Source organism: Bradyrhizobium sp. USDA 4452, assembly GCF_054063575.1.
Map to the genome: position 1 here is coordinate 1370585 of NZ_JBSSGK010000001.1, position 25908 is coordinate 1396492.

23 protein-coding genes are annotated in these 25908 nt (G+C 64.5%); 9 read left to right on the plus strand and 14 right to left on the minus strand.

The window, feature by feature from the left end; genetic code table 11:
* Positions 1-487: 487 nt before the first annotated feature.
* From ACVISU_RS06695 to ACVISU_RS06710, 4 genes are all read right to left on the minus strand, one after another.
* Positions 488-1642, minus strand: a complete 1155-nt coding sequence (locus ACVISU_RS06695; protein ID WP_050400835.1) for a glycosyltransferase family 4 protein — start codon at positions 1640-1642, stop codon at positions 488-490.
* Positions 1639-3630, minus strand: coding sequence for an alginate lyase family protein (locus tag ACVISU_RS06700; RefSeq protein ID WP_456706400.1), 1992 nt, complete (start codon positions 3628-3630; stop codon positions 1639-1641). The genes ACVISU_RS06695 and ACVISU_RS06700 overlap by 4 nt, the downstream gene beginning before the upstream one ends.
* On the minus strand, positions 3627-5813 hold the full coding sequence (locus ACVISU_RS06705; protein ID WP_456706401.1) for a bi-domain-containing oxidoreductase: 2187 nt from the start codon (positions 5811-5813) through the stop codon (positions 3627-3629). The genes ACVISU_RS06700 and ACVISU_RS06705 overlap by 4 nt, the downstream gene beginning before the upstream one ends.
* Before the next feature lie 112 nt (positions 5814-5925).
* Complete coding sequence (locus ACVISU_RS06710; protein WP_456706402.1) at positions 5926-7164, minus strand: glycosyl hydrolase; 1239 nt, start codon at positions 7162-7164, stop codon at positions 5926-5928.
* 117 nt (positions 7165-7281) lie between these two features.
* On the opposite strand from ACVISU_RS06710, the gene ACVISU_RS06715 reads away from it, so the two are divergent.
* From ACVISU_RS06715 to ACVISU_RS06725, 3 genes are all read left to right on the plus strand, one after another.
* Positions 7282-8592: a glycosyltransferase family 4 protein gene (locus ACVISU_RS06715; protein WP_050404951.1), complete on the plus strand. Its 1311-nt coding sequence runs from the start codon at positions 7282-7284 to the stop codon at positions 8590-8592.
* A 79-nt stretch (positions 8593-8671) separates the two neighbouring features.
* Positions 8672-9982: a nucleotide sugar dehydrogenase gene (locus ACVISU_RS06720; protein ID WP_456706403.1), complete on the plus strand. Its 1311-nt coding sequence runs from the start codon at positions 8672-8674 to the stop codon at positions 9980-9982.
* 8 nt (positions 9983-9990) lie between these two features.
* Positions 9991-10710, plus strand: a complete 720-nt coding sequence (locus ACVISU_RS06725; protein WP_050404953.1) for a class I SAM-dependent methyltransferase — start codon at positions 9991-9993, stop codon at positions 10708-10710.
* A 21-nt stretch (positions 10711-10731) separates the two neighbouring features.
* Here ACVISU_RS06725 and ACVISU_RS06730 read toward each other — a convergent pair whose 3' ends face one another.
* The 7 genes from ACVISU_RS06730 to ACVISU_RS06760 form a co-directional block, all read right to left on the minus strand.
* Positions 10732-11403 (minus strand): methyltransferase domain-containing protein, encoded by a 672-nt coding sequence (locus ACVISU_RS06730; RefSeq protein ID WP_456706404.1) that lies wholly within the window; start codon positions 11401-11403, stop codon positions 10732-10734.
* Between the two features lie 13 nt (positions 11404-11416).
* Positions 11417-12043 (minus strand): class I SAM-dependent methyltransferase, encoded by a 627-nt coding sequence (locus tag ACVISU_RS06735; RefSeq protein WP_456706405.1) that lies wholly within the window; start codon positions 12041-12043, stop codon positions 11417-11419.
* Positions 12040-13359: a polysaccharide transporter gene (locus ACVISU_RS06740; protein WP_456706406.1), complete on the minus strand. Its 1320-nt coding sequence runs from the start codon at positions 13357-13359 to the stop codon at positions 12040-12042. Before ACVISU_RS06740 ends, ACVISU_RS06735 begins: the two co-directional genes overlap by 4 nt.
* A complete protein-coding gene (locus tag ACVISU_RS06745; protein ID WP_456706407.1) occupies positions 13356-14648 on the minus strand; it encodes an O-antigen ligase family protein in 1293 nt (430 codons plus the stop codon). The genes ACVISU_RS06740 and ACVISU_RS06745 overlap by 4 nt, the downstream gene beginning before the upstream one ends.
* The gene (locus tag ACVISU_RS06750; protein WP_456706408.1) at positions 14645-15760 is read right to left on the minus strand and encodes a glycosyltransferase family 4 protein; all 1116 of its coding nucleotides are present in this window, start codon (positions 15758-15760) and stop codon (positions 14645-14647) included. Before ACVISU_RS06750 ends, ACVISU_RS06745 begins: the two co-directional genes overlap by 4 nt.
* Positions 15761-15763: 3 nt before the next feature.
* Positions 15764-16522 (minus strand): class I SAM-dependent methyltransferase, encoded by a 759-nt coding sequence (locus ACVISU_RS06755; protein WP_456706409.1) that lies wholly within the window; start codon positions 16520-16522, stop codon positions 15764-15766.
* Between the two features lie 67 nt (positions 16523-16589).
* Entirely contained in the window at positions 16590-18863 is a 2274-nt protein-coding gene (locus tag ACVISU_RS06760; RefSeq protein WP_456706410.1) for a polysaccharide biosynthesis tyrosine autokinase, read from the minus strand.
* A gap of 375 nt (positions 18864-19238) precedes the next feature.
* Between ACVISU_RS06760 and ACVISU_RS06765 the strand changes: the two genes are divergently transcribed.
* The 4 genes from ACVISU_RS06765 (at position 19239) to ACVISU_RS06780 (ending at position 22312) form a co-directional block, all read left to right on the plus strand.
* Positions 19239-19523 carry a hypothetical protein gene (locus ACVISU_RS06765; protein WP_456706411.1) on the plus strand — a complete coding sequence of 95 codons (285 nt, stop codon included), beginning with the start codon at positions 19239-19241 and terminating at the stop codon, positions 19521-19523.
* A 135-nt stretch (positions 19524-19658) separates the two neighbouring features.
* Entirely contained in the window at positions 19659-20951 is a 1293-nt protein-coding gene (locus ACVISU_RS06770; RefSeq protein ID WP_456706412.1) for a hypothetical protein, read from the plus strand.
* A gap of 7 nt (positions 20952-20958) precedes the next feature.
* Positions 20959-21738, plus strand: a complete 780-nt coding sequence (locus tag ACVISU_RS06775) for a metallophosphoesterase family protein (protein ID WP_456706413.1) — start codon at positions 20959-20961, stop codon at positions 21736-21738.
* Positions 21731-22312 carry a hypothetical protein gene (locus ACVISU_RS06780; protein ID WP_456706414.1) on the plus strand — a complete coding sequence of 194 codons (582 nt, stop codon included), beginning with the start codon at positions 21731-21733 and terminating at the stop codon, positions 22310-22312. The genes ACVISU_RS06775 and ACVISU_RS06780 overlap by 8 nt, the downstream gene beginning before the upstream one ends.
* 39 nt (positions 22313-22351) lie before the next feature.
* On the opposite strand, the gene ACVISU_RS06785 is transcribed toward ACVISU_RS06780, so the two are convergent.
* Positions 22352-23794 carry an undecaprenyl-phosphate glucose phosphotransferase gene (locus ACVISU_RS06785; protein WP_050404965.1) on the minus strand — a complete coding sequence of 481 codons (1443 nt, stop codon included), beginning with the start codon at positions 23792-23794 and terminating at the stop codon, positions 22352-22354.
* Positions 23795-23889: 95 nt separating this feature from the next.
* On the opposite strand from ACVISU_RS06785, the gene ACVISU_RS06790 reads away from it, so the two are divergent.
* Positions 23890-24195, plus strand: coding sequence for a hypothetical protein (locus tag ACVISU_RS06790; protein WP_050404966.1), 306 nt, complete (start codon positions 23890-23892; stop codon positions 24193-24195).
* 13 nt (positions 24196-24208) lie between these two features.
* Here ACVISU_RS06790 and ACVISU_RS06795 read toward each other — a convergent pair whose 3' ends face one another.
* Positions 24209-24583 carry a helix-turn-helix domain-containing protein gene (locus tag ACVISU_RS06795; protein WP_050404967.1) on the minus strand — a complete coding sequence of 125 codons (375 nt, stop codon included), beginning with the start codon at positions 24581-24583 and terminating at the stop codon, positions 24209-24211.
* Positions 24584-25256: 673 nt separating this feature from the next.
* Between ACVISU_RS06795 and ACVISU_RS06800 the strand changes: the two genes are divergently transcribed.
* Complete coding sequence (locus ACVISU_RS06800; RefSeq protein WP_050404968.1) at positions 25257-25442, plus strand: hypothetical protein; 186 nt, start codon at positions 25257-25259, stop codon at positions 25440-25442.
* 173 nt (positions 25443-25615) lie between these two features.
* Here the strand turns inward: ACVISU_RS06800 and ACVISU_RS06805 are convergent, their stop codons facing one another.
* Positions 25616-25828, minus strand: a complete 213-nt coding sequence (locus tag ACVISU_RS06805; protein ID WP_456706415.1) for a hypothetical protein — start codon at positions 25826-25828, stop codon at positions 25616-25618.
* Positions 25829-25908 lie beyond the last annotated feature (80 nt).

Below are 25908 nucleotides of genomic sequence, written 5' to 3' on the forward strand. Positions count from 1 at the left end.
GCCATTAACGCTTGGTTCCACGAGACTTTTGCGAGACTTAGCGCAATTTCGGACATCGGCTAACATTCCGCGCAGGTCATTCACAAATGTTAGCCGCTGCGCAAAAAAGGGTAGTGATTATACGGGGTTTCATCCGGTGCCCCGGTGGCGCCAGAGCACGGAATTTCGTAGCCTTTGCGCATGGTTCGACGCGATTTTCTGATCTGAAAAAATATTTCTGCGTCACGAGAGGGCGTTTTCAGAAAAGCGTCAAACTTCGCTACCGGCCGACAAACGGAGCGACGCTCTGGCAGGCTCTGGTCATGGCTTAAGAGCGCCAAGCAGGCAAAAATCCGGTAGAATCGGGGTGAATGAGCCGCCCGGCCAAGGCCGCACGAGAGCCAGATCGAGCGTGTGATATAACAAATTAACATCAGATTCGCCGCAATCCATTAATGGCGCGAGCGCCGCAACGAGGCCTGATCCGCGGGCCAACCGTGAGCGGCAATCATCCAGCGGCGGCGCGTGCGTAAATGGCCTCGAGCAGCCGCAGATTCTCATCCGGCGCGTAGCGCTCGAGATAAGCGGCCCGTGCGGCCTTTCCCCAAACCGTCGCGCGAGCAGGCGCGTCCAGAAGCTCGGCAATCCGCTGTCCGAGCGCGGCCGCATCGCCCGGCGGCACCAATGCGCCGGTCGTGCCTGCGGTCACCACCTCGGCAAGTCCGCCGATCTCGGATGCGATCACCGGCGTACCCTGGGCGAAAGCCTCGACCACGACCATCGGAAATCCCTCGTACCATAGCGACGGCACGACCAACGCCCGGGCGCTCGCCATTTCCCGAAGCACCTCTGAGCGCGAGAGCGCGCCGAGCAACCTGACATTGGCGGGCGCCCGAGCCTCAAGCGCAGCGCGCTCCGGTCCTTCACCGACGATCCGCAAGGGCACGCCGGTCCCCGCAACAGCGTCGAGCAGCACGCCAACGCCCTTCTCGCGGCTCAGCCGTCCGACATAGAGCAGCCCTGTGCGCGGTATGGCCGGATCGGGTGCACCGGGATCGGCCATGAAATTCGGCTTCACGTCGATCCGTCCGGCGTCGAAGCCTGCCTGCGTGAACAGCGTTCGGGCAAACTGCGTCAGCGCGATCAGGCGCACACCGGGCCGCGTCCAGGTGCCGCGGCGCCGGTGCTGCGCGATCATGTAGGCCGAGGCCAGCGAGCCCGGCAGCGATCCGCGGTAGCAGCGATGGGCAACACCCCAGAGATGGCTGCGGTCCAGGCATTTGTGGCAAATGCGGCCGTCGCGCAACAGCATGCCGCCGGTGCAGATGGTGCGATAATTGTGCAACGTCACCACCGCGGGCACGCGCTGTTGCCGGCAGACATCGAACACGGCGGGCGAGAGCAGCGGGAAAAAATTATGGACGTGCACGATGTCGGGGCGGAAGCGGTCGATCGCTTCCGCCATGGCCCGCTTTCCCTCCGCATTGTCTGCGATCGACAGCGTCGTCGCGATCCGCGCGGCCAGCGAGTTGATCGCCTCGTTGCTGACCGTGAGCGTCTCAACATCGTGTCCAGCGCCGCGCAACAGGTCGACTTCCGCTTCGAACACGACGTCTTCGCCGCCGCGTCCTTGATACCTGTTGTGAGCGACCAGGATCTTCATGATCGGCGCGCCGGCTCGGAAAACCAGCGCAGCTCCGTCACCAGGCTTTGGCCGGCGGCGAGCGTTCCAGAGCCGATCAGCGTCGTCGCCGGCACCTTGAGATCGAACGACGGCGAGTACCAGCCGGCCGGCACGGCTTCGTCACCGCGATGCGGCGTCCAGCCGAGCGCCGCCGGCAGCTCGAGCTCGCCGCGTCCGCCGGGCCACGCGAGCTGCGCAATTCGCCCTTCGAGCTTGCATTCGACCTCGGGACCGAGGTGCCAGCTGAGGCTCGCCGGCACAGCAAGGCCTTCATCGGCAAGGACGATATCCGTGACGACGAGCCGCGCCGCCCGACGCTGCAATTGCACCGAACGGCGGTGCACGAGACCTGCTGCGTCCTGATACCCTGAATGCTCCGCGACCCAGCTTGCGTCCGCGTCACGATCGTCCAGCCCGCTCGATGCGATCAACCGGCTCTGCGCATGCCGCGTCCAGAGAAACGGGCCGCCCGATACCGATTGGTCGCGCCCGAACAGGCAGAGCGTGTTGTGCGCCAGCGTGGAACGGAAATAGGCCCGCCATCGCGGATCACCGTGATAGCAATAAGTGCCGGGGTCGGCGAGGATATCGACCCCGCCGATCCGGCATTCGAGCGACAGCGCATCCGCATGGGCATGCCCCGCAATGCGGCCGAAGCCATGCGGACCGTGATCGCAGCGGCACCACACGGCTCGGTCGGCATCGACGAGAAAAGTCTGTCCCGCCTCAACAAGCAGATGCGGGCGGCGCGCAGGGCGCGCGGCGATCGCACGCGCCTTGATGCCGTCGGCCAGAAAAAACGTGCGCAGATCGGGCTCGAGCAGTTTGGGCCACCACTCCAGCTCGCCGAACAGGCGCGTCCCGGTGGCGAGCAAACCGAGCCAGCGATTGCTGGCGTGATCGTCGAGCAGCAGGCCGATACCGTCATCGCCATCACCCTGACGGGGAGGACGAGCGCGATCGTCGAGCATCGCGGCGATGACGTCGCTCATGCGGCACATCGTGGTCCAGACCACGTCGTCCAGTTGGTGCCCGGACGCTTCGCCCTGCACCGCCGCGGCCAGCAGCAGTTCAAGGACGAAGCCGTGGTAATCGGTCGCGAGCTCACGATTGCTGCCGCAGGCGAAGGTCTGTGCAACAGCTTCGTCTGCCAGCGTCCTGGCGGCATCCTGGCGCCACAGCGCGCTGTCGCGGAAGAAGGGAAACACGCAGGCCGCCACGAACTGCCCGGCAGCCTCTGCGATGATGTGGTTGTTGGCGGAGGAGCCCCGGCTCGGAAACTGCGACAGCCAGTATTGATGGGCATAAAGCTGCGTCAGGAACCGGTCGTTGTCCTCGAACAATGCTGGCGCGCCGGGCCAATTCCGCAGCAGCTGGCGCACCCACGCCCACGAGATCAGCCGAACGCCAAGCTCGATGCCGCTGATCCAGTGCGGCCCGCACGGAAACGGATTTTCGCGCCACCAGCTTGTGAGATGCGCAGCCACGCGCCTGGCGTAGCGCTCGTCAGAGGTCAGGTCATACGCGGCCGCGAGCACCGTCAGATGGTGGTGACGCGACGGCTCCCAGATGTATTTGATGTTCCCGACCGCGGCTTCGTCGCGATAGGGAACCGCAAACGCGTACATGTCCGCAGGCGCCCGCTTGCCGCTTCTGATATCGACGAACCAGTCGGGCCGCTCGCCCAGGGCATCATGATCTCGGGCGAAGACCCGCCAATGTCCGGCGAGAATCCGCTCGGCAGCATGGATCAACCGCCCGGTGGCCTGCTGCGGAGCGTGCGCCGGCAAGGGCAGCGGCTTCAGCCGCGGCCGCCGCGGGCCTGGGGTTAGCCTCGCGCTGGCGTGTCGGGCGATATCTGGCGGAGTGATGCGCCAGAGCAGGCGCAGCAGCTGGTCGTTCACCCGTCCCGCAACCTCGGACGGCTCCATACGCTGCAGCCTGCGCAGGTACCAGGCCGGGTTCATCTCAACGCAGTCGCCGCGCGCGCGACGCCTTGCTCTGCTGCGCCGATCGTCAGATCGACCGGCATTCCGGCGGCCGCGCTCTCCTGCACCGCGAGGGTTGCGCGGGTGGTCGCAAGCAGAGAATCGAGAGCGATCGGCATCGCGGCCCCCGATGCGACCGCCGCAACGAAGGCGTCCAGCATCGGCCGCTGCCCCTTGTCGAGCCGCGCTTTCTTCGCCGTTCGTTGCCCGGCGTGCCAGACCTCGAAGCCCGCGAAATTGTCGAAGGCGGCAAAGCCGGTGCTGGCCGATATTTCGAGCGCCTCCTTCGGCACCCGCGGGTCGCCGCCGGTGAGATAGCTGAGGCTCGCAACCGAGCCGTCGGCAAAGTCGAACGTGGCGATGAGATTGTCGACGTCCTTGCCGGCAGCACGCGCGGAGACGCGCACCGGCTCGGCGCCGAGCCACCAGGACAGCACGTCGATGAAATGCCCGCCCTCGCCGACAAAGCGGCTACCCTCGCTCCCGGACTGCAGATACCAGGATGATTTCTCGAGCGGGCCGGCGATGACGCGATATTGCAGGGTCTGCGGCCCTGCCGGCGCGAATACCGCCCGCATGCCCTGCAGCAGCGGCGAGAAGCGGCGGTTGAAGCCGACCATCAGCCTGTCGTTGCCGCTCTCGCGGATCACCTGCTCCAATTCACCGAGCTCGTCTGCATCGATCGCGAGCGGCTTCTCGACAAACACCGCCTTGCCGGCGCGCAGCGCTTGCGCCGCAAGGCCGGCGTGGGAGGCATGGCGCGTCGCGATCAGCACGGCGTCGATATCGCCAGCCTCGAGCACCGCGGCCGCATCGGTCGAGGCACGCGCGAAGCCGAACTTGCGCACCGCGGTGGCGCCGCTCAGGCCGGTGTTGGTCGAGACCTCGACGAGATCGACGCGCGCGTTATTTGCAAGCTGCGGCAACAGCATGCTGGAGGCATAATTGCCCGCGCCGATGACACCGAGCCGCACCCGGCCGCTGCGCAACGCGACAGCCGGACGATAGACCATCTGCATCGCGCGGGGAGCGGCGTCCGGATAGGCAAACACCATGCCGAGGCCGACCTCGCCCCGGCTCATGCGCTCGAATGCTGCCGTCGCCTGCTCCAGCGGCACCATTTCGGAAATCAGCGACGAAAAATCGAGCCGCCCGTCGGCAAGCAGCGCGACAATCGCCTCCATGTTGCGTTTCTCGGTCCAGCGCACATGGCCGATCGGGTAGTCGATGCCGCCCTCCTCGTAGAGCGGATCGTAGCGGCCGGGGCCGTAGGAGCGCGAGAATCGAACGTCGAGTTCCTTGTCGTAGAATTCGTTCCACGGCAGGTTCAGCGTGCATTTGCCGATATCGACGATGCGGCCGCGGTCGCGCAGCAGCGCGGCCGAGCGCGAAGCGAGATCGGGATCCTCGCTCCCAGCCGTGATGAACACGCAATCGACGCCATTGTCCGCGGTCAGCTGGTCGATCCGGGCGCGAAACCCGGCCGCGCCATCATCCGATGCGACCGCGCAGACCGCGGCGCCCGCAGCCTCGGCCTGACGACAGCGCGGCTCCAGCCTGTCGAGCCCTGTGACCACGACGCCGGCGCTGCGCAGCAGGCGTACCATGATCTGCCCGATCAGGCCGAGGCCGACCACGCAGGCCGTCTCGCCGAAGCGGATCTCCGACTGGCGCATCGCCTGCAGCGCGATCGATGCGATCGTCGTGAACGCGGCCTGATCGAGCGCGGCACCGTCCGGCAGCGGCACGCAGAGGTTCACCGGCACCCAATTGTATTCAGCGTGGGTTGCATATTGATTGCCGCCGCAGCAGACCCGCTGTCCGACCGAGAAGCCGCCGACGCCCTCGCCCACCTCCACGACGGTGCCCGACAGCGAGTAACCGAGCGGCGTGTAGGAATCGAGCCGGTTCATCACCTTCTGATAGGTCGCAAGCAATCCCTGCTGGCGGACCGAGCGTGCCACCTTGGCAACCTGGTCGGGGCGCGCACGCGCCTTGCCGAGCAGCGACAGCCGGCCCTCGGTGAACTTCATCATCTCGGTGCCGGTCGACACCGCCGAGAACGCGGTGCGCACCAGGACCCCGCCGGGGCGGCACCGCGGCGCCGGCACATCGACCAGCCTGAGTTCGCCGCTCTTATAGTTTTGCGCGATCTGCTTCACAGTCGGTCAATCGCCTCAAGTTAACAGCGCCCGTTGTATCGTGCCCGCCGCCTGCAACGGGGGTAAGAACGTCGTGATCGTTATCCCATGGTTCGGGGATTTAACATCGTTATCATTCCAGCAACAGGACCGGTTTGGGCGATATCTCGACCTCACTGTTAGCGACAGCCCCTTCACCACCGTCGAGGCCCTGGTACCGGCCAAAACGCGGGTCGACCCGATAGATGGACCGCCCCTTGGTGGTCCAGAGAATCAGACCGCTGCGGCCATCCTTCATGCGCAGATCGACGCGCCAGATCGACGGCGACGTCCTGGCCGCGGCCACGACGCTGGCGCCGACCAACCAAGACTGGACGGTGCGATAGGCGATTCCGCCCGGAAGCAACCCGCGCGCCCGATCCCATAATTTGCCGAAGTCGCCGCCTCCGCCGGCGAACTCGTACCAATAGAACCGGTCGACACCGTTGATCCATTTCAGGATATAGGCGCGTGCCAGACAGCCATCCGGGTTGTCCTCATGCGACGGCCAGCCGGCCTCGGTGTCCCAGATCGGCCGTGTGGCGAGATCGTGCGCGCCGAGGATCTGCCTGAAGCGCGCGATAATTCCGATCACCGCTTCGGGCTCGCTCGCATAGCCATGGAAGGCGAAGACATCGGCATATTGGCCGCCGCCTTGCGCCATGAAGGCCGTTTGCCAGCGATAGCCGTCCGGCGTGCCGTTGGACGCCGGCGTCAGCACGGTCAAGGTGGGATCGCTGGCCTTGATGATTTCGTAGGCCCGCTTCTGCATCTGGACCATGGTCGCGATGTCGCCCGAGTAATATTTGGGATCCTCGGGCTCGTTCCAGATTTCCCAGTATTTGATGCGGCCGGCGGCGCGCGCAACGGCCGCATGCACCCATTCATCCCATGATGCGAGATCGGCAGGCGGCGAACTTGCGCCGGGCGCGAACGCCGGCGGCGCATCTTTCACGGACGCGGCCCAACGCGGCGTGAAGGCGAGATTGAGAACGACATCGACGTGCTCGCGCTCGGCCGCCGCAAGGATGGCGTCGAAGCGCGCCCAATTGTAGATGCCGGGCGCCGGGTTGACCTGCGCCCAGTAGATCGCGCCCCAAAGCCGAACGCCGTCAAATTTGAGCGCTGGCCACGGTTGTGACTGCCCGATCGCATTGATCGTCATGCCGAAAAGCGTCGGCGGTATCACCACGTTCACGCGGCTCACATTGAGTGCATCGTTTGCCGCCGCACCCGCCCACTGCAGCGGCCATTTGTGAGCCAGTGGCGCCAGCGCACTCAAAACCAGCGCAATCAACGCCGTTTGCACCCAATCCCTCACTTTGCCTGCCATGTCGGTGTCTCGCCGCCGTCACATCCGCCTCGGGATTGCATAATGGGAGTCGCTCATGTTAATGCCGATGTTAGTCCGATTGTGATGTTGTTAGGTCAATGATATAGATCATCGCAGATGTCGAGAGCTGAACCATCACCGCGGCGGATCCTGATCATCGTCGAGAACCTTCCGGTTCCTTTCGATCGCAGGGTGTGGTGCGAGGCAACGTCGCTGCGCCAGGCAGGCTATGAAGTTTCGGTGATCTGCCCGAAGGGCCGCGGTCATGACGAAGCTTACGAATGCCTCGACGGCATTCACATTTACCGCCATCCGATGCCGGTGGAGGCGCGCGGGATCGCCGCCTACCTCATTGAATATCCGGTCGCGCTGTTCTGGGAGACGTGGCTTGCGATCAAGGTGGCATGGAAGCACGGCTTCGACGTGATCCATGGCTGCAATCCGCCCGACCTGATCTTCCTGATCGGCCTGCTGTTCAGGCTCGGCGGCAAGCGCTTCGTGTTCGATCATCACGACGTCAATCCCGAGCTCTACGAAGCAAAATTCGGCCGTCGGGATTTCTTCTGGCAGCTGCTGCGGCTGGTCGAATATCTCACTTTCAAGACCGCGAGCATCTCGATCGCGACCAACGAATCCTATCGCGAGATCGCGATCACCCGCGGCCGGATGCCGGCCAATCGGATCCACGTGGTGCGCTCCGGCCCCAATCTCGAACGGGTGCGCTCCCGCCCCGTCGATCCGGCCTGGCGCCGCGGCCGGCGCTACAGCGTCGGCTATGTCGGCGTGATCGGCCAGTCGGAAGGCATCGATCTGCTGCTGCAGTCGATCGGCCACATCGTGCACGATCTCGGCCGCACCGACATCCAGTTCAACATCGCCGGCATCGGGCCGGAGTGGAATGCAGTGGTCAAGCTCTGCGCGGAGATGCAGCTTTCCGACTACGTGAATTTCACCGGCGCGATCGCCGATGAGGCGCTGTTTACGATGCTCTCGACCGCAGACGTCTGCGTCAATCCGGATCGCGTCACGCCGATGAACGACATCTCGACCATGAACAAGATCATGGAGTACATGGCGCTCGGACGGCCGATCGTTCAGTTCGACGTTCGCGAAGGCCGGCGCTCCGCGCTCGAAGCCTCGCTCTATGCGGCGAAGAACGATCCGCAGGATTTCGCCGGCAAGATCGTCGCGCTGATCGACGATCCGTCGCTGCGGCAGACGATGGGGGCATTTGGCCGCAGCCGCGTCGAGCGCGAATTGTCCTGGACGCACGAGGAGCCGAAGCTGCTCGCCGCCTATGAGGCGTTGTTTGCCAGGAAGCTCCCCTGGCGGAGCCGCCTACCGCGCGCGAACGCCGCCGCGGAGCGGCCAGCCTCGCAGGCGTCCGGCGTCCGCGCCAATGCAGCCGCCGGGCGGGCATCGCGTTGAACGCCCTGCCGCCTCACTCACGTCAAGCGCGACGCGACCGCCGCCAGATGCAGGTCGCTGGATTGTTGAAGGGCGAAGCATGAACGTCAGCATTTTCGGCCTCGGCTATGTCGGAACGGTCTGCGCCGTCTGCTTCACTGAACTCGGTCACCAGATCATCGGTGTCGACAAGAGCATGGCGAAGGTCGACTTGATACAAAGGGGCCGATCGCCGGTCATCGAACCCGGCATCTCGGACAAGGTGGCGCACGCCGTCGCGACAGGTCAGCTGACCGCAACCACCGACGCCACCGAGGCGATCGTCAACAGCGACATATCGATGGTCTGCGTCGGCACGCCGTCGTCCGGCAACGGCAATCTCGACCTGACGGCGATCCGGCAGGTCGCCATCGAGATCGGGCGCGGGCTGCGGGCGAAGAACGCGCCGCATACCGTGACGATCCGCTCCACCGTGCTGCCCGGCACCACCCGCAGCACCGTCGGACCGCTGATCGAGGAAGCCTCCGGCAACAAGATCGGACGCGACTTCGACCTCGCCTTCAATCCGGAGTTCCTGCGCGAAGGCAGCGCCATTGCCGACTTCAACGCGCCGTCCAAGACCGTGGTCGGCGCCTTCAATCGGGAAACCGCCGACCGCGTCATGGCGCTCTACAAGGATCTGCCGGGCGCCAAGATCACCCCGCCGGTCGAGACCGCCGAGCTGGTCAAATATGTCGACAACAGCTGGCATGCGCTGAAGGTCAGCTTCGCCAACGAGATCGGCACCATCGCAAAGACGCTCGGCATCGACGGCCGCGACGTCATGAACATCTTCCTGCAGGACACGCGGCTCAACATCTCGCCGGCCTATCTGCGGCCGGGTTTCGCCTTCGGCGGCTCCTGCCTGCCCAAGGACGTCAAGGCGCTGAGACATTTGGCGCACAGCCGCGGCCTGTCGACGCCGGTGCTCGAAAGCATCCTGCCGAGCAACGACATGATCATGTCGCGCGGTGCCGACTGGATCCTGTCGCATGACGGCCGCCGCATTGCCTTCCTTGGCATCAGCTTCAAGGCAGGCACCGACGATGTTCGCGACAGCCCCTTCGTCGAGCTCGTGAAAAGCCTGCGCGGCGAGCGGCGCGACATCCGGATCTACGACCCCAACGTGCAGCTCTCGCAGCTGATCGGCGCCAACCGCGACTTCATGATGCGCAACCCGGAGCTGGTCGGCCTGCTGCATGACGATGTGACGGCGACGATCGAATGGGCCGACATCATCGTGCTGACGACGGCCGATCCGCGCTTCGTTGCGGCGCTGACGGCAACCCGGCCCGACCAGGTGGTGCTCGAACTGTCTGATATCGGATTGCCCGACGAGGTGCGCGCCAAAGTGAGCGGCTTCCACTGGTAGGGAAAACCATGGCCACCATGGCCCAGACCCGCGACCGCCCCGAGATCCGCTTTCACGACGAGATTTCGTCGGAATGGGAGAGGCTGCATCGGAGCCGCACCTTCAGGGCGCGCACCGCCGCGATGTTCGAGCTGCTCGGGAATGCGGACCTCAATGGCCAGCGCTGGCTGGATGCAGGTTGCGGCACCGGAACGCTGTCCCGCCTGCTCGCCGCACGCGGCTGCGACGTCATCGGCGTCGACGCCTCGTCGGAGATGATCGCGGCGGCACGCCGCCGCCCCGGTGACGGCCCGCCGGCGGACCGGCTCACATTCCGGCAAATTCCGACCGTCGCAAACCTGCCGTTCGCCGATCGATCCTTCGACGGCGTGCTCTGCGCGAGCGTACTGGAATATGTCCCCGACGTGGGGCAGTGCCTCGGTCAGATCCATCGCGTGCTCAGGCCCGGCGGGCTATTGCTGGTCTCGATCCCCAACCGCGGATCGCTGCTGCGCCAGGGCTACAAGCTCGCGCACGCCGCCTCCTCACGCGTGTCTTCGCGGCCGCTGTTCCGCTACCTCGCCTTTTCCAAATTCGACACCACGCCGGCCATCATGCAAGGCCTGCTGCGACGACAGGGTCTCACCATGCTCGGCGCCAGCTTTGCCGGCTCCCCACTCCCGGCGGCGCTCGATCGCCGGCCCGCGGTCGGCACGCTGATCAATTTCCTTGCCCGGCGCGACGATTGATGCGGCAGGCAGATGCCCGCCTCATGCCTTGATCGCCATCAGCGACTTGGTCATGCCGAAATATCGCTCGGGATAGATCTTCGCATCCGGAAAGGTTTCGGCCATCTCGCGCCAGTTGAACAGATGCCAGTCTGGCGCGGTCCGCTTGAACCAGAAACGGTTGAATAGTTCAATCAGCGTGATTTGCAGCCGCCTCGGTAGCAGCACGATGATTCCGGGCAGCCAGGTATGGCTTTCGATCGGAAAGTACCGATACGGCGTCTGCACGTAGAACGACTTCGCAACCCGCGAGATCTCACCGGCAAAGCGGTTCTGGTGCTCGCGCGCGACCGTCCGGAATGCCGCGTCGTTCGCGATCGTCACGACGTCCTGCTTCGGCCCGGTAACGTGCTCGATCACCGACGAGCAGAAACAGAAGTCGAACGCCTGATCCTTGAACGGCAGCCGCTCGGTCTCCTGCAGCAGCACCGTCTTGAACCCGAAGCGCTCGCGCGCGGCCGCCAAATCGCTGGCCGAGATGTCGCAAACCGTGATGTCGGTATGAAACGGCAGGATCGCGCGAATGTGCCGGCCGTTACCGCCGCCGAGATCGAGGATTTTCGCATCGAGCGGCAGGTTCACGGTGCGGACGAGGAACTCGCCGCGCCGCCGGCGTGCCGCACCGGAGAATCGGGCTTGGATGGCGCCGAGCAAAGTCAGTCTCCCGCTACTTGATGGCCTCGAAGAAGATCGACTCGTCCGGCCGGTTGTCGAGCCGATCGATGTCGGGGCAGATGCCCTCGCGATAGGCCCGGGTATGGGTTTCAGAACAGCCCGCGTCGCGGAACAATGCGGCGAGCGAGGCGCGGGTATATCCCCAGTGATGCGCGAAGGCCGCCTCCCTGCGGCGCTCGATCTCGAACACGCCCTTGAGGAAGGCCTGCGGTGCAGCCGGATCGTAGAGCGCGACGATCCGTTCCATGTCGGGGACGACGATGCGGCATACCCCGCCCGGCGCCAGCACCCGCGCGATCTCGTGCGCCAGGCGGTCGACCTCGTCCGGAAACAGATGCTCAAAGACATGCGCGCTGAACACCGCCGACAGGCTGCGATCCGCGAACGGCAGCGGCTTGGTCAGATCCATGTAGCGAAGCCCGGCGAACTTTCCCTGGCGATGCTCGGCATAGCGGGCGTCGCTCAGCAGGCCGGCGAGATGCAGCGCTTTCGCCGCGAGCGGAAGGCGCGCAATCCACAGATGCATCGTGATATCGGTGTTGATCCAGCCGGCGATGCCGCAGTTGAAGGCACCGATATGCAGCTTCGAGAGCGAACGGCCGAATGCGTCGTCAGTCATTTCTGCTCCCGCACCGAATTGGTCAGCACGACCACGATCACCGACGCCGCGCTGGAGGCCATCATCGCCGCAACCGCGCCTATCACCTGCCAGGTCTCTGCAGCGAAAGGCAGGACGCAGCACAGCGCAACGAGGCCGGCGATCCGGCTCAGCATGAACCGTTGCGGCCTGCCGGTCGCAAACAGCGGCAGCGCGAGGCCGAGCCACACCGCGTCGAGCGCCATCGCGGCCCCCATCAAGGCGAGGCTGCCGGTGCCGACCTCGTAACTCTGGCCGTGGATGACGAGGGCGAGAATGCGCTCGCCGAACAGCACGACCACCGCGCCATAGGCAGCGGCGATCGAACCGAGCAGCACGGCATTTTCGCGCGCAGCAGCGACGACCGCGCTGCGCCGGCCGGCGCGCAGTTCGGATGCGATCTCCGGCAGACGGACGGAGAACATCGTCGCGCAGAACTGGCTGAGCGGTGCGAACACCAGGAGCAGGATCCGCAGCGACGCGCTCGCGTCCAGCCCGATCAGGAAGCCGCAAACCGGGATCAGCCCGATGCTGCCGATCCAATAGGTGAGCGAGGTCGCGACAAACCAGCGGCCGTTCCTGAACAGCCGCCGCAGCGAGCTGCGATAGATCCTGGTCTGCGGCCAGGCCAGCTCGCCGGTGTAAAACAGCAGCATGCTGCCGGCGAGCGCTGCCGAGATCGCGATGCACGCCATCGCCGCCGCAGCGCCGGTCAGCTTGAGCGCGATCATCAGCCCGGCCGAGGCGGCGAGCGCCACACAATAGGTCAGCGACGATGCAACCGCGCGCGGCAGCCGCCCGTCCAGATAGACGATGCGGCGGAACATGCTTTGCAGCCGAACCGCCGGGATCGCGAGCCCGGTTGCGATCACGAGCCCGCCCGCGGCCCCGCCGATCGCAACGATCGCGATAGCAGCGACGACCAGCAGCAAGCCAAGTGCCGCCGAGACCAGCAGCGACGACAGATAGAGGCCGAGCCGCAGCTGCGGCCACCGCGATTTCGGGATGCGATGCGCGGTCGCCGGCAGCCCGTCGTCGAACAACCCGCGCAGAAACACCGCCTCGATCAGAATCGAGAACGACCAGGCGACGCTGAACCGGCCGAACGAATTGATATCCAGCACATTGGCCAGCACGATCGTCAGCACGAAGGCCGAGCCGCTGAGCAGCGCCTGATCGACCAGGCCGAGCGCGACATTGCCTCCGGCGCGCCGCAGCCGGCGGAGCAATCCGGTCACAGGACCGGCGATCCGGGTCTGGGCCGCCATTCGATCCAGCCTGTCGGTCAACGCAGTCATGCCTCACTCGCACGCAGTCTGGTGAACGCCCGCCGCGGCGCCATTTGCAGCCGGGCTTCCGGGCCGAAATAGCACCAGAACACCAGCACGCAGCCGAAATAGTTGTGGAGCAGCTGACTGGAATCGTTGGCTGACGCGATCACGACGAACAGCAGCATCGCGAACGGCGCCGGCCAGTACATCCCTCGCCGCTCGAACGCGAAGACGATGGTGTTCCAGAGTGCCTGCGCCAGCAGCAGCATATAGAGTACGCCGCCGATCAGGCCGAACTGGAGGAAGGCATCGAGATAAGAATTCTCGAACGAGCCGAACTCGGTGTTCCATGGCGCCATGCTGGTCAGCTCGTTCACCGGTGAGTTCGGCAGCTCGTTGAAGAATCCCGAGAAGCCGTAGCCCAGCCAGGGATGTTGCCAGAAGAAGTGTGGCCAGACCGCCCACAGGAACGAGCGGCCGGTCAGATTCCCACTGCGGCCGACCAGCCCGTACAACTCGTCGCTCGGCACGGTGTACATGACAAGCGCAACAAAGGCGAGGCCGAGCCAGTAGATCGAGGCAGCTCCCCTGCGCCCAACCACCAGCAGCAGCAGACCGAAAGTCACGGCGAGTGCCGTCAACATGCTGATCAGCGGTCCGGCGGCGCCGGCCGCCGCGAGCGCAAGAAGATGACACCCCATCAGCAACAGCGACCAGCCCAATTGCCGCCGCGGCCCCGCCAGCATGCGTACGAAACAGTTCAGCACCATGAGACCGAAGAAGGCGCCCGCGAGATTCTTGTGACCGAACACGCCGGCATAGGCCTGGGTCCCGAGCACGGTCGGCCGATGCAGCGGGTCGTAGTCCCATTGCGAGCCGATCACCGGGAACAGCAGGACGTGAACGATCAGCACCACGATCCCGATCCGGAACAGGGTGTCGACGAGCCGATCGACGGGGCAGCTGATCACGACCCATGCCGAGAACAGCGTGGTCAGGAGATACATCGCGAACTTGATCGACGAACCCGCGGGGTCGACGCTCAGCACCAGCGACACCAGCGCGAAAGCAATGAACGTCAGATAGAGATGCGATTGCAGCATCACGAGGCCGAAGCGTTTCCGGTCGACCGCAATGTGCAGCATCAGCAGGATGTAAAGCAGCAGCCACGCGCCGCGGAACAGCGTGGACTCCCCGGCCCGCTCCGCAAACGAAATGCCCTCGATGAAATTGAATAGGAAGTAGATGCAACCGAGCACCATCACCAGATAGGCGTGCAGAAAGATGTCGGCTCGAAACCACCATCTGTCTATCATTGCGCGGCTTCCTGCCGGCCCGGCGCCCTCAAGAGATGATCGACCGAGGCTGTAAAGCGCGTCGCGGCGTCGGAAAGCGCATCCTTCCGCACGCTCTGCCGGGCGCGCCGCGACATCGCCTCCCAGCGCGCGGGATGTTCAAGCAAGCCGCGCGCCGCGTCGACCCAGACCTGCTCATCGAGCGCGCAAACCTGGCCATTGTCGTTGTCGCGCACCAACTCGTCGCCCGCTCCGACATGGGGCGACACCAGGCAGGGAACTCCGCACTGCAAGGCCTCGTTGCACACCAGCCCCCACGGTTCCAGCAACGAGGGCAGCAGCAGCAGCCGTGATTGCAGATAGACCTCCGATATGGCCTGCCACGGCACATAGCTGTCGTGGCTGACGTCGATGCCGGCGCCAGCAAGGCGCGCCAGCATGCGCTGCTCGGCAGCGCCGGACCCGACCACGCGCACCTTCAGCTGGGGCACGACCCGGCCGAGCGCGATGGCGACGTTCTCGAAGAAGATCGCGTTCTTGGCATCGTCGTTGATGCGGGCGCACCACAGCAAGTGAAAGGGACGGTCGTGGAAACCCGGGACGGTCTCCGGCGGATCCCATGCCGGCACCAGCGGCACCACGAACAGATCGTCGTCGGCAACGCCCTCATCACGGAAGTACGCCCTACCCTTGTCGCTGCAGCAGACGACCGCGCCGCACTGGCGCAGCAGCCATGGCCGCGCCAGGCGATGATAGGCCGTGTTGGGCATCGTCTCGCGCCAGCCGTCGATCGTCAGTGCAACCGCCCTTCCGTTGGCGCGTGCCCATGCCGCGCCGGCCAACATTGAGGGGTAGAGCCCGTTGACGAACAGCAAGTCGGGCGCGAGCGCGTTCAGGGCGCGCCCGATCCCGATATTGAGATGGGTGTGACGCGACCGCGACAGTGGGATCGAGACACCGGGCACCGTGCGCGTCGTGTAGCGTGGCGTGAACGAGCCCGCCCAGGAGCGATCGGCCTCCTGCGCGGTACAGGACAGCACCGCGAGATTGAGCCCACGTCTAACCAGCTTGTTGTAGAGCCGGTTGGTATAGGGTGTGATCATGTTGTTGAAGACGACCACGCGCGGCGCCATGGCTTAGCGGTCCTGCGGCGGCGCCGCGGTCTCGGCGCGCCGGCAGAGCGCCCCGCAATGATAGGTCGCAAGCCGGGTCGCGAGCCCGGGGCTGACCAACAACAGCGACTTCCGCACCAGGCTCTTGGCAATCCCTTTCACCCGCGACGAATGAAAGGCGTGCACCGGCAGGCTGTGATCGTAGGTGCCGAAGCCGGCAACATGGAGCCCCGCGGTCTCCAGCACCAGGCGAAACGTGTCGGGTGTGTAGAAATTGATGTGGCCGATGTCGAGCGTCGATTGCAGCGCGCGGCGATTGGTCCGCGCATGGAGCTCGCACGGCACTTCGAGATAGATGAAATTCCGCGCCACCCGCGCCAGCTCGTGCAGGAACGCGCGCGGTTCAGCCACGTGCTCGAGTACGTGGCTGGCATAGACGAGGTCGAACGATCCGTCGGCGAACGGGATCGTTGCGCCGTCATAGCTCGACCAGTGGAACGGCGCCGACGCGGCGCCGTCGGTCTCCAGGTTGGTCGCGGGATCGATGACGTCGATGCCGGTGAAGTCGCGGCCGATCCCGATCGCGGACAGCCGCGCCAGCACGGCACCGGTGCCGCAACCGACCTCGAGCACATTGCCAACACTGGCGGCGGAGGCGCCGAGCGAGCTTGCGATATGATCGGCCTTGTCGACCGCGCAGACGCGGCGCCAGTCGCGCTCCCGCCTCGAATAGACGCCCTCATAATGCGCGTTGTGCTGTCCGATGCTGAATTCCATCGTCATGGTCTAGCCATCGCTGTGGGCGGCATGCCGGCAAGCCAAGCGGCGCGCCGGGGTATCCCGCCTCGTCTCACTCGGTGTAGCCATATCGTCCATAGTGCGCGTTGTAATAGTAGTTCTTGCCGCCATAGCCGCTATAGCGGCTCATCGCGGCGATGTCGGCCTTGTTGAGCACGACGCCGAGCAGATTCTCGTTGACTGCGCGCGCACTGCGCAGCGCCCGCTCGACCACCTGAACCTGGGTCTTGCCCCACTCCACGATGAAGACGAAGGAATCGACGAAGTGCGCGGTGATGCGGACATCGACCACCGGCGTCAGCGGTGGGAAGTCGACGATCACGTAATCAAAATGGCTGCGGACACCATCGATGAAATCCTTCATCTGATCGGAAGCCAGCACCTCGTGCGAATGAGCGATGCGCGACCGTGTGGCGCCCGGCAGGAACGCCAGGCCGGTCTCGGGATCGCGCCACAGCGTGTCCTGCAGTGTCGCATTGTTCGACAATACGTCCAGAATGCCGCGCTCGGCGTTCGCGGCGATCTTGCGGCTGAGCGAGGGATTGCGCAGGTCGCAATCGACCAGCAGCACGCGCGCCCCGCTCTGGGCGACCAGCTGCGCGAACACGAAGGCCAGCGTCGACTTGCCCTCGTTGGGCAATGCCGAGGTCAGCCCAAGGATCTTCGACGGCTTGGTCACGTTGAGGTCGGCATTGACCTTGATCGAGCGGATCGCTTCCGAGAACCGAGAGAAAGGTGAATCGATCGCCGCCCACAGCACCCGCTCATCGCCGCGCAGGATCATGCGCGCGCCGATCGGCAGGTTCGGCCGACCGGCCGCCGGCGCCTTGAGCTGGCTTGGCGAGATGCGGGGAACGATTGCGACGCAATCGGCGTCGAGGATGGTCTCGACCATTTCAGCGGTACGGAACACCCGGTCATAGAGGTCGCGCAACACGCCGAGCGCGAGCCCGGCAATCAGGCCGCCGAGCCCCGAGAGCGCGAGCACGACGAAGGTCTGCGGGTGGCTGTTGCTGAGCGGACGCGAGGCACGGGTGATCACCCGCGCTTCGCTGACCGAAAACGATTGCTGCTGCACATTCTCCATGTAGCGCTGCAGGAAATTGTCATAGAGCGAGCGGTAGGTCTGGGCCGAGCTCTCGAGCTCGCGCAGCGTGACCTGTGCCTGGTTGGTGGATTGCGACTGCGACACCGAATCGTTCACGGCGCGCTCGATCTCGTTCTGCCGCTGCAGGGCGATCGCATAGTCGCTCTTGTAGCTTTCGGCGAGCCGCTTCAGCTCGTCGATGATCGACGACTGGATCTCGCGCATCTGGTTGCGCAGATTGACGGCGGCCAGGTGATTGTAGCCGTAGCGCGACGACCAGTCGGCCTCGCGGTTGGCAAGCTCGAGATATTGCGAGCGCAGCTTGGTGATGACCTGGTTGTTCAGGGTATCGGCAACCGTCGCATCGGGGACGCCGCCCTTCACCACCGCCTCGATGCGGTCGAGCTTGGCCTTGGCGTCGGTGACCTGCGACTTCACCTGGACCAGCTGGGTGTTGAGCTCGCCGAGCTGCTGCTCGTTGAGCAGCTTGCCGCTGGACGTGACGATGTTGTTGGTCTTCTTGTAGTCGAGCACCGCGCGCTCGGCGTTGGATGACTGGGTGCGCAGCTCCTGGATGCGGTCCTGCAGCCAGATGCTGGCGCGGCGGGTCGCCTGATACTTGGAATCGAGCTGCTCGACGATATAGGCGTCGGCAACGGCGTTGGCGATCTGTGCCGCGCGCTCGGGATCGAGCGAGCGGAAAGAGACCTCGATCACATAGGTCATGCCGCGGCGGCGGACGTCGAGTTGCTTCTCGAAGGTGCGGACCGCGCGCCGGGTCCGGTAGAACTCGGTCGGCGGCGTGCTGCGGGTAAACAGGCCGGACACGAAGTCCAGCACCGCTCCCGCCGCACCGGACCTGGAACCGATGAATTCCGGATCCTCGTTGAGCTTGAGGTCGCGGATCACCGCGAGCGCCACGTTCTCCGACTTCAGGATTTCGACCTGGCTCTCGACCGCGGAGGAATCGACCGGGACATCATTTGCCGGCGATTGCGGCTGGACGGCCTGGAATTTGCGCGTGTCGATGATCATCGTGGCGAGCGCGGTATAGCTCGGCGCTGCCGTCATCAGGTAGCAGATGCCGCCGAACAGGCAGAGGCCAGCCGTCCCGAGGATCACCCAGTACTGCCGCAGCAGATAGGTGACGAAGGCGTCGAAGGTTTCCGCGAGCGACGGCAGTTCGGCCGGACGAGTTCGCAGATCGACAGACGTCGAAATCTGGTTGCGCTGAAGCATCTCGGCCTATCGCTGCGCCGGCAGAATGCGTCCTGCCGGGCACGCCAATACCGCCGGGCGCGCCGCCGAAAGACCGCCGGGTCGCTCAAATGTGAACACCGCTATCTCCCTAACGAAAGATAACAGTTAGTTAGCATAGCCAGAGTTATCGTGCCAATTAAAACCCCCTGCCCGACCGCGCCCCAGGCTGGCCCCGCCGACCATTAACATTCCGCTGTCGAACGCCAGCTCGAGACCGCTTTCCGACGTTCCTGCCGCGGAATTGGGCGTTTCCATTGCACCGTGACTGCACGCCTCTTCATGGCGCCACCGGCCGCATGGCCGACAGATTTGCGACGACCGGATTAACCCCGGCTTAGGACCCTGTCCGGTAAGATGCGGGTGCAGGGTTTGGTTATGTTATTTGTTTTGCTTGGCAATTTGATCGGCGGCGCCGTGCTTGGGCTGCGCCAGCACTGTCTGATGCTGGTGCCGGTGATGCTTGTGGAACTCATGCTGCTGGCCGCCATCGGCGTAGCGCGCCTCTCGTTGTTCGAGACTGCGCTGCTCATGATCATCGCCATGGTATCGCTGCAGGTCGGATATCTCGCGAGCGCCTTCGCGCCGTTGCTCAGGTCCCGCGCCTCGACCCCACTCATCGCGCTGCGCCGGCCGCAGTAGCGCGTTACGCGGCCGCGCGATCCGGTGACCGATTTCCATTGACCTCGCGGCGGGCCCGGGGCATCCCGCTGGCTTGCGTTCTCATCGTCCGCAGGACCTGCTTCCCAAGGATTTCCCCAAGGATTTGTGCCTCCCGTGTGGAACGTCACGGCTTTCATCCGCATCTTGATCGGGGCGTCGATTCCGGTGGGTCTCCTCGACGCATCGCTCGCCATCGGTCTGGTCGGCGCCGCGACGTCGCTCGGGCTGCTGGCAAGCCTGACCGCGATCCGTCCAGGTGAATTGTCTTTCCTGAAGCGGGTCGCCGGGCCCGCCGTTGCGGCGGCGCTGGTGCCGATGCTCTGGATCATCCTGCAGATGCTGCCGCTGACGTTCTGGGCGCATCCGGTGTGGAAGTTCGCCGGCGAAATACTGGGGGCACCGCTCAGCGGCAGCATCACGATCGATACCGGTGCAAGCCTTGGTGCGCTGCTGCTCTGGCTGTCGCTGCTCTCGGTCATAATATCAGCCGCAGCGATCGCGATCGATGCCCGCCGCGCCGACATGGTGGCCCGCAGCATTGCAGCGACCGCGGCCGCAGCAGCGCTGATCCTGCTGTTGTATAGCGATCCGGTCAGAGCCTGGCTTGGCGCGGCCGACGCTGCGCATGACGGGACGGCAAACGGATTCCTCGTCGTCGTTCTCATTGGCGTCCCGCTCGGCCTTGCGCGCGCGCTCGACACCGGCGGATATTTTAGCGGCCGCACGGCGGCCCAGTCGACCCGATCGCGCCGGCTGCTCACCGCCGGCGCAATGTTTTGCGCCGCCAGCGCCTGCTGGTACGAGCGGCGTGGCGCTGCGATCGCGATCGCAGCGGGCATCGCGCTCGTCCTGATGACCTTCGCCGCGCGAAAACTTCATCTGCCTCGCTGGAGCAGCGCCGCCGCTGTGGCTGCAATCGCTCTGATCGCGCTGGTAACGGCAATCGCCAACCGTCACCCCGACGTGGCGCTTGCCATAGCCTTCGCCGATGCGCCGGACGAGCTCGTGCAGTCGACCCAAAACCTGCTTGCCGACCTGCCGGCGCTCGGCGGCGGCGCCGGCACCACAGCCACGCTGGCATCGACCTACATGGACTGGCAAGGCGCGACCGCAAAGCCCGTGGTGGCAACCAGCGCTGCCGCCTTGATCGGGCAATTCGGTTCCGCCATGTTCTGGACTTCAATCGCGGTCACGATCGCAGGCATCGCGGCGTTCACGACCGGCGCACGCAATCGCGGCCGTGACTGGTCGCATCCCGCGGCGGCCGCGGCAGCGTTGCTGACGCTGCTGCTCGCCGCTTTCACCTTGCCGCAATTGCCGGCGCTGCCCGGAGTGATCGTGTTGGGAGCCGTGATCGGAACAGGACTGGCACAGCGGATCAGCCGTTCACGGTTGCAGGCGGGCTAGATCACAAATGCGCAACCTCCTCCGGCGGATGGTCGGCCAGACCGGCGACCTCGAACATGACGAGAGCGACGAGGCCTGCATCTATGCGGTCGGCGACATCCACGGACACGCCGACCTGCTGCACGAGCTCTGCGCGCGGATCGATGCCGATATCCGCACGTCGCGTCCGGCGCTGCCCATCCAGGTGTTTCTTGGCGACTATATCGATCGCGGACCGGATTCGCGCGATGTGATCGCGATGCTCGACCAGCGCCGCCGCACCCACAGCATGGTCTGCCTCCTCGGCAATCACGAGGCCTGCCTGCTGGAGTTTCTCGTCAATCCCGACATGCTCGCGCAATGGCGGCAATTCGGTGGCTTGCAGACGCTGACGTCCTATGGACTGACGCCGTCGCTCAATCCCGACGCCGCGGAACGGCGTGCGCTCGCGCAGGCATTGGTCCGCCAGATGCCGCCGACCCACCTCGCCTTCCTGCGCTCGCTGCCGATCAGCTATTCCCGCGGCCGCTATTTCTTCGTGCATGCCGGCGTCAGGCCCGGCGTCGCGCTGAAGCAACAGCGCAAGGAGGACCTGCTCTGGATCCGCGACGACTTCCTGGTGTCGGAAGATGATTTCGGCAAGGTCGTGGTTCACGGCCACACGCCGGTGCAGGAAGCCGAGCTGCTGCGCAACCGCATCAATGTCGATACCGGCGCCTATGCGACAGGCCGCCTGACCTGCGTCAAGCTGGAGGGCGCGCAGCGAACCCTGCTGATGACCGGCAACCGGGCAGCGCGTCATGGCTAGCGCGAAGGCAGACGCGCGGCTGTTGTCGCCGGCCTTCGTGCCGACCGCAATCGTGATTGGCGCTGCGACACTGGCCCTGTCGACCTGGTGGCTCGCCGCCGATGCATTGCGCGGCAAGCCTTCGCTCGCGGCCGGCCTCGGCGTCGTCAGGAGCGAGCTGTGGCTCGCCGACGGCTGGAGCGAATTGCAGACCTCGCCCGAGGCCGCCGAGGCCGCCTTCACCCGCGCGCTGCGGCTCTCGCCGATGGATGCCGGCGGCTGGTTCGGCCTCGCCTCGGCGACCGGACGGTTCGACTGGTTGAACCCGACCGCATCGAAGGCGCTGAAGATGTCCTACTACACCGGCTTCAACCGCGGCGACCTGATCGCGCCGCGCCTGATCCTGCTGGCGCAGGTCGATACCACGCGCGACGTGGAGCTGGTCGATCTGCTGCAGCGGCAAGTCCGCCTGGTCCTCACCCGCGCGCCGGAGCTGAAGGGTGCGATCGGCCAGGCCTATCGCGTGGCGACGGACGCCAACCGGCGTATCATCGAAGCGGAATTCAAGGATGCCAACCAGAACATCCCCGAGTAAGGCGCGTCGGCCTGCCAACGGCCGTCAGGTACCCAACCGTCACACACCGTTGTGACGCAGCACCGCGCCGACCGTGCGCAGCAGGATGCGCAGGTCGAGCATGAAGCTCCAGCTCTTGATGTAGATGAGGTCGTGCTCGACGCGCAGCTGCATATCCTCGATCGCGGGCGTCGCGCCGCGCAGTCCCTGCACCTGTGCGAGACCGGTGATGCCCGGCTTGACGTGCTGCCGCTGCGCATAGCTTGCGATCAGCTTCGAATATTTGTCGTCATGCGCCAGCGCATGCGGCCGCGGCCCGACCAGCGACATGTCGCCGCGCAGCACGTTCACCAGCTGCGGCAGCTCGTCGATGCTGCGGCGGCGCAGCGTCGCGCCGATCCCGGTCAGTCGCGGATCGTTGGCGCGGGCCTGTGTGATGACATCGCCGTCCTCGAGCACATGCATCGAACGGAATTTGAGGATGGTGAATTGCCTGCCGTCGAACCCGTTGCGGCGCTGCCGGAACAGGACCGGCCCGCTGGAGTCGAGCTTGATCGCAATCGCCGTCCCGATCAGAAGCGGCGCGAACAGCACCAGCAGGCCGATCGATGCCACGATGTCGAACAGCCGTTTGCCGGCGCGCTCGAGCGAGGTCAGCGGCGAACGCTGCATTTCCAGCGTCGGCATCGGGCCAGACGCCACCATCCGCAGCGCCAGGAATCGCTCCGCCGTCCGATCCGGCAGCAGCCGCACCGGCAGCGGCGACGCCCGCAGCTGATCGCACACGAACTGGATGCGCGGTTCCTGCTGCCAGGGCATCGCCAGGATGATCTCGTCGGCGCCGCACTCCCGTGCCGCGCGAATGGCCGACGCGACGGCGGTGCGATCGCCCTCGTCGTCGGACAGGCCGGACAACTGGATCCGTCGCACCTCGCTGAGGCCGAAATCGCGCAGCAGGCTCGATTGCCGCATGCGCGACAATTCGTCCGCCATCCCAACCACGACGGCGCGGCGCGTCGCCAGCATGCCGCGGTCGATCGCGCGTTGCAGCGGCGCCTGCAGCAGCGTCCGTCCGGTCACGAGCCCAAGACCGCCGATCAAGCCAAACGACATCACCGATCCGCGCGAGACGCCGGAGCCGACCTTCAGAAGGAAGATGATCAGGGTCATCAGCAGGACCACAAGGAGCCACCCGCCGAGCAGGCTGCTCCAGCGCCGGTCGAGACCGGCCAGCACCTGCGCATGGTAGAGGCCCTGCGACTTCGCCACGAACATGTGAAGGATGGCGGCGAGGACCCCGATCCCTAGAAAGCCCTCGAAGCTGTTGCTATAAATCGTGTGGTAGTAAAAAAGGTGATAGGCCGCGCCACCAATGATGCTGGATAACACGACAATGATCATCTCGGAGGCGACGGCAAACGCCTCGAGCGAGACAAATGCGGACGAGAAGGCGCCGAAGTAGACCGGCACTTTCGCCAATCGAGCGTCCGAAAGGTCGGCCATCGGGAATTAACATTCGTGTTAACAATTCACATGTTTAATATCAGGCAGGTCGTGAGCTCGCAAGGCCTGCCGGCAATGTCAGGCAGGGAGCATCCATGAGTTCATCGGCTGGCGAAACCGAGGCCGCGCTGGTGGCGCTGCTTCACTTGATACGCCTGATGGGCGCCGAGCTCGTCGCGGGCCAACACCGCGACGACGTCGAAGTGCTGGTCAAGGCGGTTGAAACCAAGCTGCGATCGGCCCGGTTTCCGGCTGAAATGCCGAATCAGGACATCGTCAAAGGTCTGGACCTCGCACAGGCCAGACTACGCCCGATCCTCGAAGATCTGCGCGCAAGATCAGAGAAAGCGCATCTGAGCGACCAGCTGCTGCTGGCGCCCAGGCCGTCACGTATCCACTAACGGAAGAGCTTCGTCAGCTCTGGACTTCACCGCGGCGAGGCAACCCGCTCCCGCCGCTGGACCTGAGCGCAAGCTTCTCCTCGATCTTCATTTTCTCGAGTAGCAGGTCGGTCACGATCCGCCGCAGCCGTTCATTTTCCAGCCGCAATTCGTCAATACGGGTGGGGACAGGCGGAGCCCCATCCCGATCTTCGGCGTGGGCGGCGAATTCGGCGACAGTACCATTCGCCTGACGGCCGCGTGCCGCCTCCTGCTTACGCCAGCGATGAAATGTCATCACGCTAACGCCCAGCACTTTGCACGCCTGGGCCTGTGACTGCCCCCGCGCCATCAGTTCCTCGGCCTGTTTGACCTTGGAAGTTATCTCGTCAGTTGAATGACGCCTCATTGGTCATCTCATTGCCCCCTAGATTGGCAAACATCGCATGGCCTATAAGCTATATAAATGCAACAGGAAATTCAAATTGAGGATTTCCGCGGGGGCGTTTCGGGAGCCTCGAACTTGCCGTCGGCAGCGCCACATTGCGCGAAGAAATGCCGGAGCTGCAAGCTAGTTAGCGGAATATGTGAGCGATTATTCCCGCGCGGGAGGCTATGACAGAAAAAGTTATACGACTTTTTGTGTATGAGAAGTTAGTCCTCACAACTGGCGCACCCTTTGCATTGACAAATGAGAACACCCAATCGGTTCTCCGACGGATTGCGAGTGCGCCATGATTGCGAGTGCGCCATGACAGTCGATGACAATTACACCGCAAATCAAGCAAATATTTCGCAAAATTCCAGCGAATTAATCCCGCACCCCATGCAGCCGACGGCTTGCGGGCGCGGCTTCGCAGCGATAGTTACACATGCGTTAAACCTCGTCAGAACCCCCGCATACTTGAAAAACTTCCGCGCTCCGCACCTTCATAGCTCGACCTCAAAGTTGTTAATTAGGCGCTTTGCTACCGGTAGTCATCAGGCGGAAGCCACCAACCGCCCGATCATCCACGAACAGTCCAGCGCTGACGCCATTCAGAGCCCACCTCTGATCAACACTTTTTGCGAGGATCGAACCTATGGCGCATCTCAAGGTCTTCGAAGGGAATCAGTCAGCATGCAGCGAGGCGAGCGATGCCTTGGAACGCCTTGTCGCCGAGAATTTCGAGTTGCGAAATACGGCCATCGAGCTCGTGTTGCAGACCTGGATCCTGCGTGAGCGTCTTTCTGACGTCGTGACACGCAGCGCCATGCGGCAACACTGACTGTATCGCCCTCGCCGGTGCCGATTTGCGCGAAGAGCCGCGGATAATCTGATCGTGCCGGAATTCTTGCTCGATCAGATTTTCAATTTTAGATTGAATTTTCTGCACCCTCTCGCCCATTGGCTTGGATGTGGCGGCAATTTCTGCCCGGCGAGAGAATAGGCTGACGGACTTTAGCTGTGGTGAACCCGGCGCAATGCGACGCGTGGGGCGTTCTGCTCATGCGACATGCCGAACGAACGAGAGGTGGCTGGACGCTCATGGATTTCACGCAACGCGGCGATATCAAGCATCAGCGCAACGACTTCGTTGCGCAGCGACTGATTGGTCGCGAGCAACGCCTCTTCGATCGGCTGATGCGAATGTTGAACTTTGTGCTGCTTCATGGCGCGCCCTCGCTCTGCGGTTAAGGGTATGAGCGATGTGATTGAAGTTTCGATGACAGTGTTAGATCACGCACATGGAA

Excerpts from the sequence above, each read along its gene's own strand:
- ACVISU_RS06695 (WP_050400835.1), bottom strand. The coding sequence starts at position 1,642 with ATGAAGATCCTGGTCGCTCACAACAGGTATCAAGGACGCGGCGGCGAA.
- ACVISU_RS06700 (WP_456706400.1), bottom strand. The coding sequence starts at position 3,630 with ATGAACCCGGCCTGGTACCTGCGCAGGCTGCAGCGTATGGAGCCGTCC.
- ACVISU_RS06710 (WP_456706402.1), bottom strand. The coding sequence starts at position 7,164 with ATGGCAGGCAAAGTGAGGGATTGGGTGCAAACGGCGTTGATTGCGCTG.
- ACVISU_RS06715 (WP_050404951.1), top strand. The coding sequence starts at position 7,282 with ATGTCGAGAGCTGAACCATCACCGCGGCGGATCCTGATCATCGTCGAG.
- ACVISU_RS06720 (WP_456706403.1), top strand. The coding sequence starts at position 8,672 with ATGAACGTCAGCATTTTCGGCCTCGGCTATGTCGGAACGGTCTGCGCC.
- ACVISU_RS06725 (WP_050404953.1), top strand. The coding sequence starts at position 9,991 with ATGGCCACCATGGCCCAGACCCGCGACCGCCCCGAGATCCGCTTTCAC.
- ACVISU_RS06735 (WP_456706405.1), bottom strand. The coding sequence starts at position 12,043 with ATGACTGACGACGCATTCGGCCGTTCGCTCTCGAAGCTGCATATCGGT.
- ACVISU_RS06740 (WP_456706406.1), bottom strand. The coding sequence starts at position 13,359 with ATGACTGCGTTGACCGACAGGCTGGATCGAATGGCGGCCCAGACCCGG.
- ACVISU_RS06745 (WP_456706407.1), bottom strand. The coding sequence starts at position 14,648 with ATGATAGACAGATGGTGGTTTCGAGCCGACATCTTTCTGCACGCCTAT.
- ACVISU_RS06750 (WP_456706408.1), bottom strand. The coding sequence starts at position 15,760 with ATGGCGCCGCGCGTGGTCGTCTTCAACAACATGATCACACCCTATACC.
- ACVISU_RS06755 (WP_456706409.1), bottom strand. The coding sequence starts at position 16,522 with ATGACGATGGAATTCAGCATCGGACAGCACAACGCGCATTATGAGGGC.
- ACVISU_RS06760 (WP_456706410.1), bottom strand. The coding sequence starts at position 18,863 with ATGCTTCAGCGCAACCAGATTTCGACGTCTGTCGATCTGCGAACTCGT.
- ACVISU_RS06765 (WP_456706411.1), top strand. The coding sequence starts at position 19,239 with ATGCGGGTGCAGGGTTTGGTTATGTTATTTGTTTTGCTTGGCAATTTG.
- ACVISU_RS06775 (WP_456706413.1), top strand. The coding sequence starts at position 20,959 with ATGCGCAACCTCCTCCGGCGGATGGTCGGCCAGACCGGCGACCTCGAA.
- ACVISU_RS06780 (WP_456706414.1), top strand. The coding sequence starts at position 21,731 with ATGGCTAGCGCGAAGGCAGACGCGCGGCTGTTGTCGCCGGCCTTCGTG.
- ACVISU_RS06785 (WP_050404965.1), bottom strand. The coding sequence starts at position 23,794 with ATGGCCGACCTTTCGGACGCTCGATTGGCGAAAGTGCCGGTCTACTTC.
- ACVISU_RS06790 (WP_050404966.1), top strand. The coding sequence starts at position 23,890 with ATGAGTTCATCGGCTGGCGAAACCGAGGCCGCGCTGGTGGCGCTGCTT.
- ACVISU_RS06795 (WP_050404967.1), bottom strand. The coding sequence starts at position 24,583 with ATGAGGCGTCATTCAACTGACGAGATAACTTCCAAGGTCAAACAGGCC.
- ACVISU_RS06800 (WP_050404968.1), top strand. The coding sequence starts at position 25,257 with ATGGCGCATCTCAAGGTCTTCGAAGGGAATCAGTCAGCATGCAGCGAG.
- ACVISU_RS06805 (WP_456706415.1), bottom strand. The coding sequence starts at position 25,828 with ATGAAGCAGCACAAAGTTCAACATTCGCATCAGCCGATCGAAGAGGCG.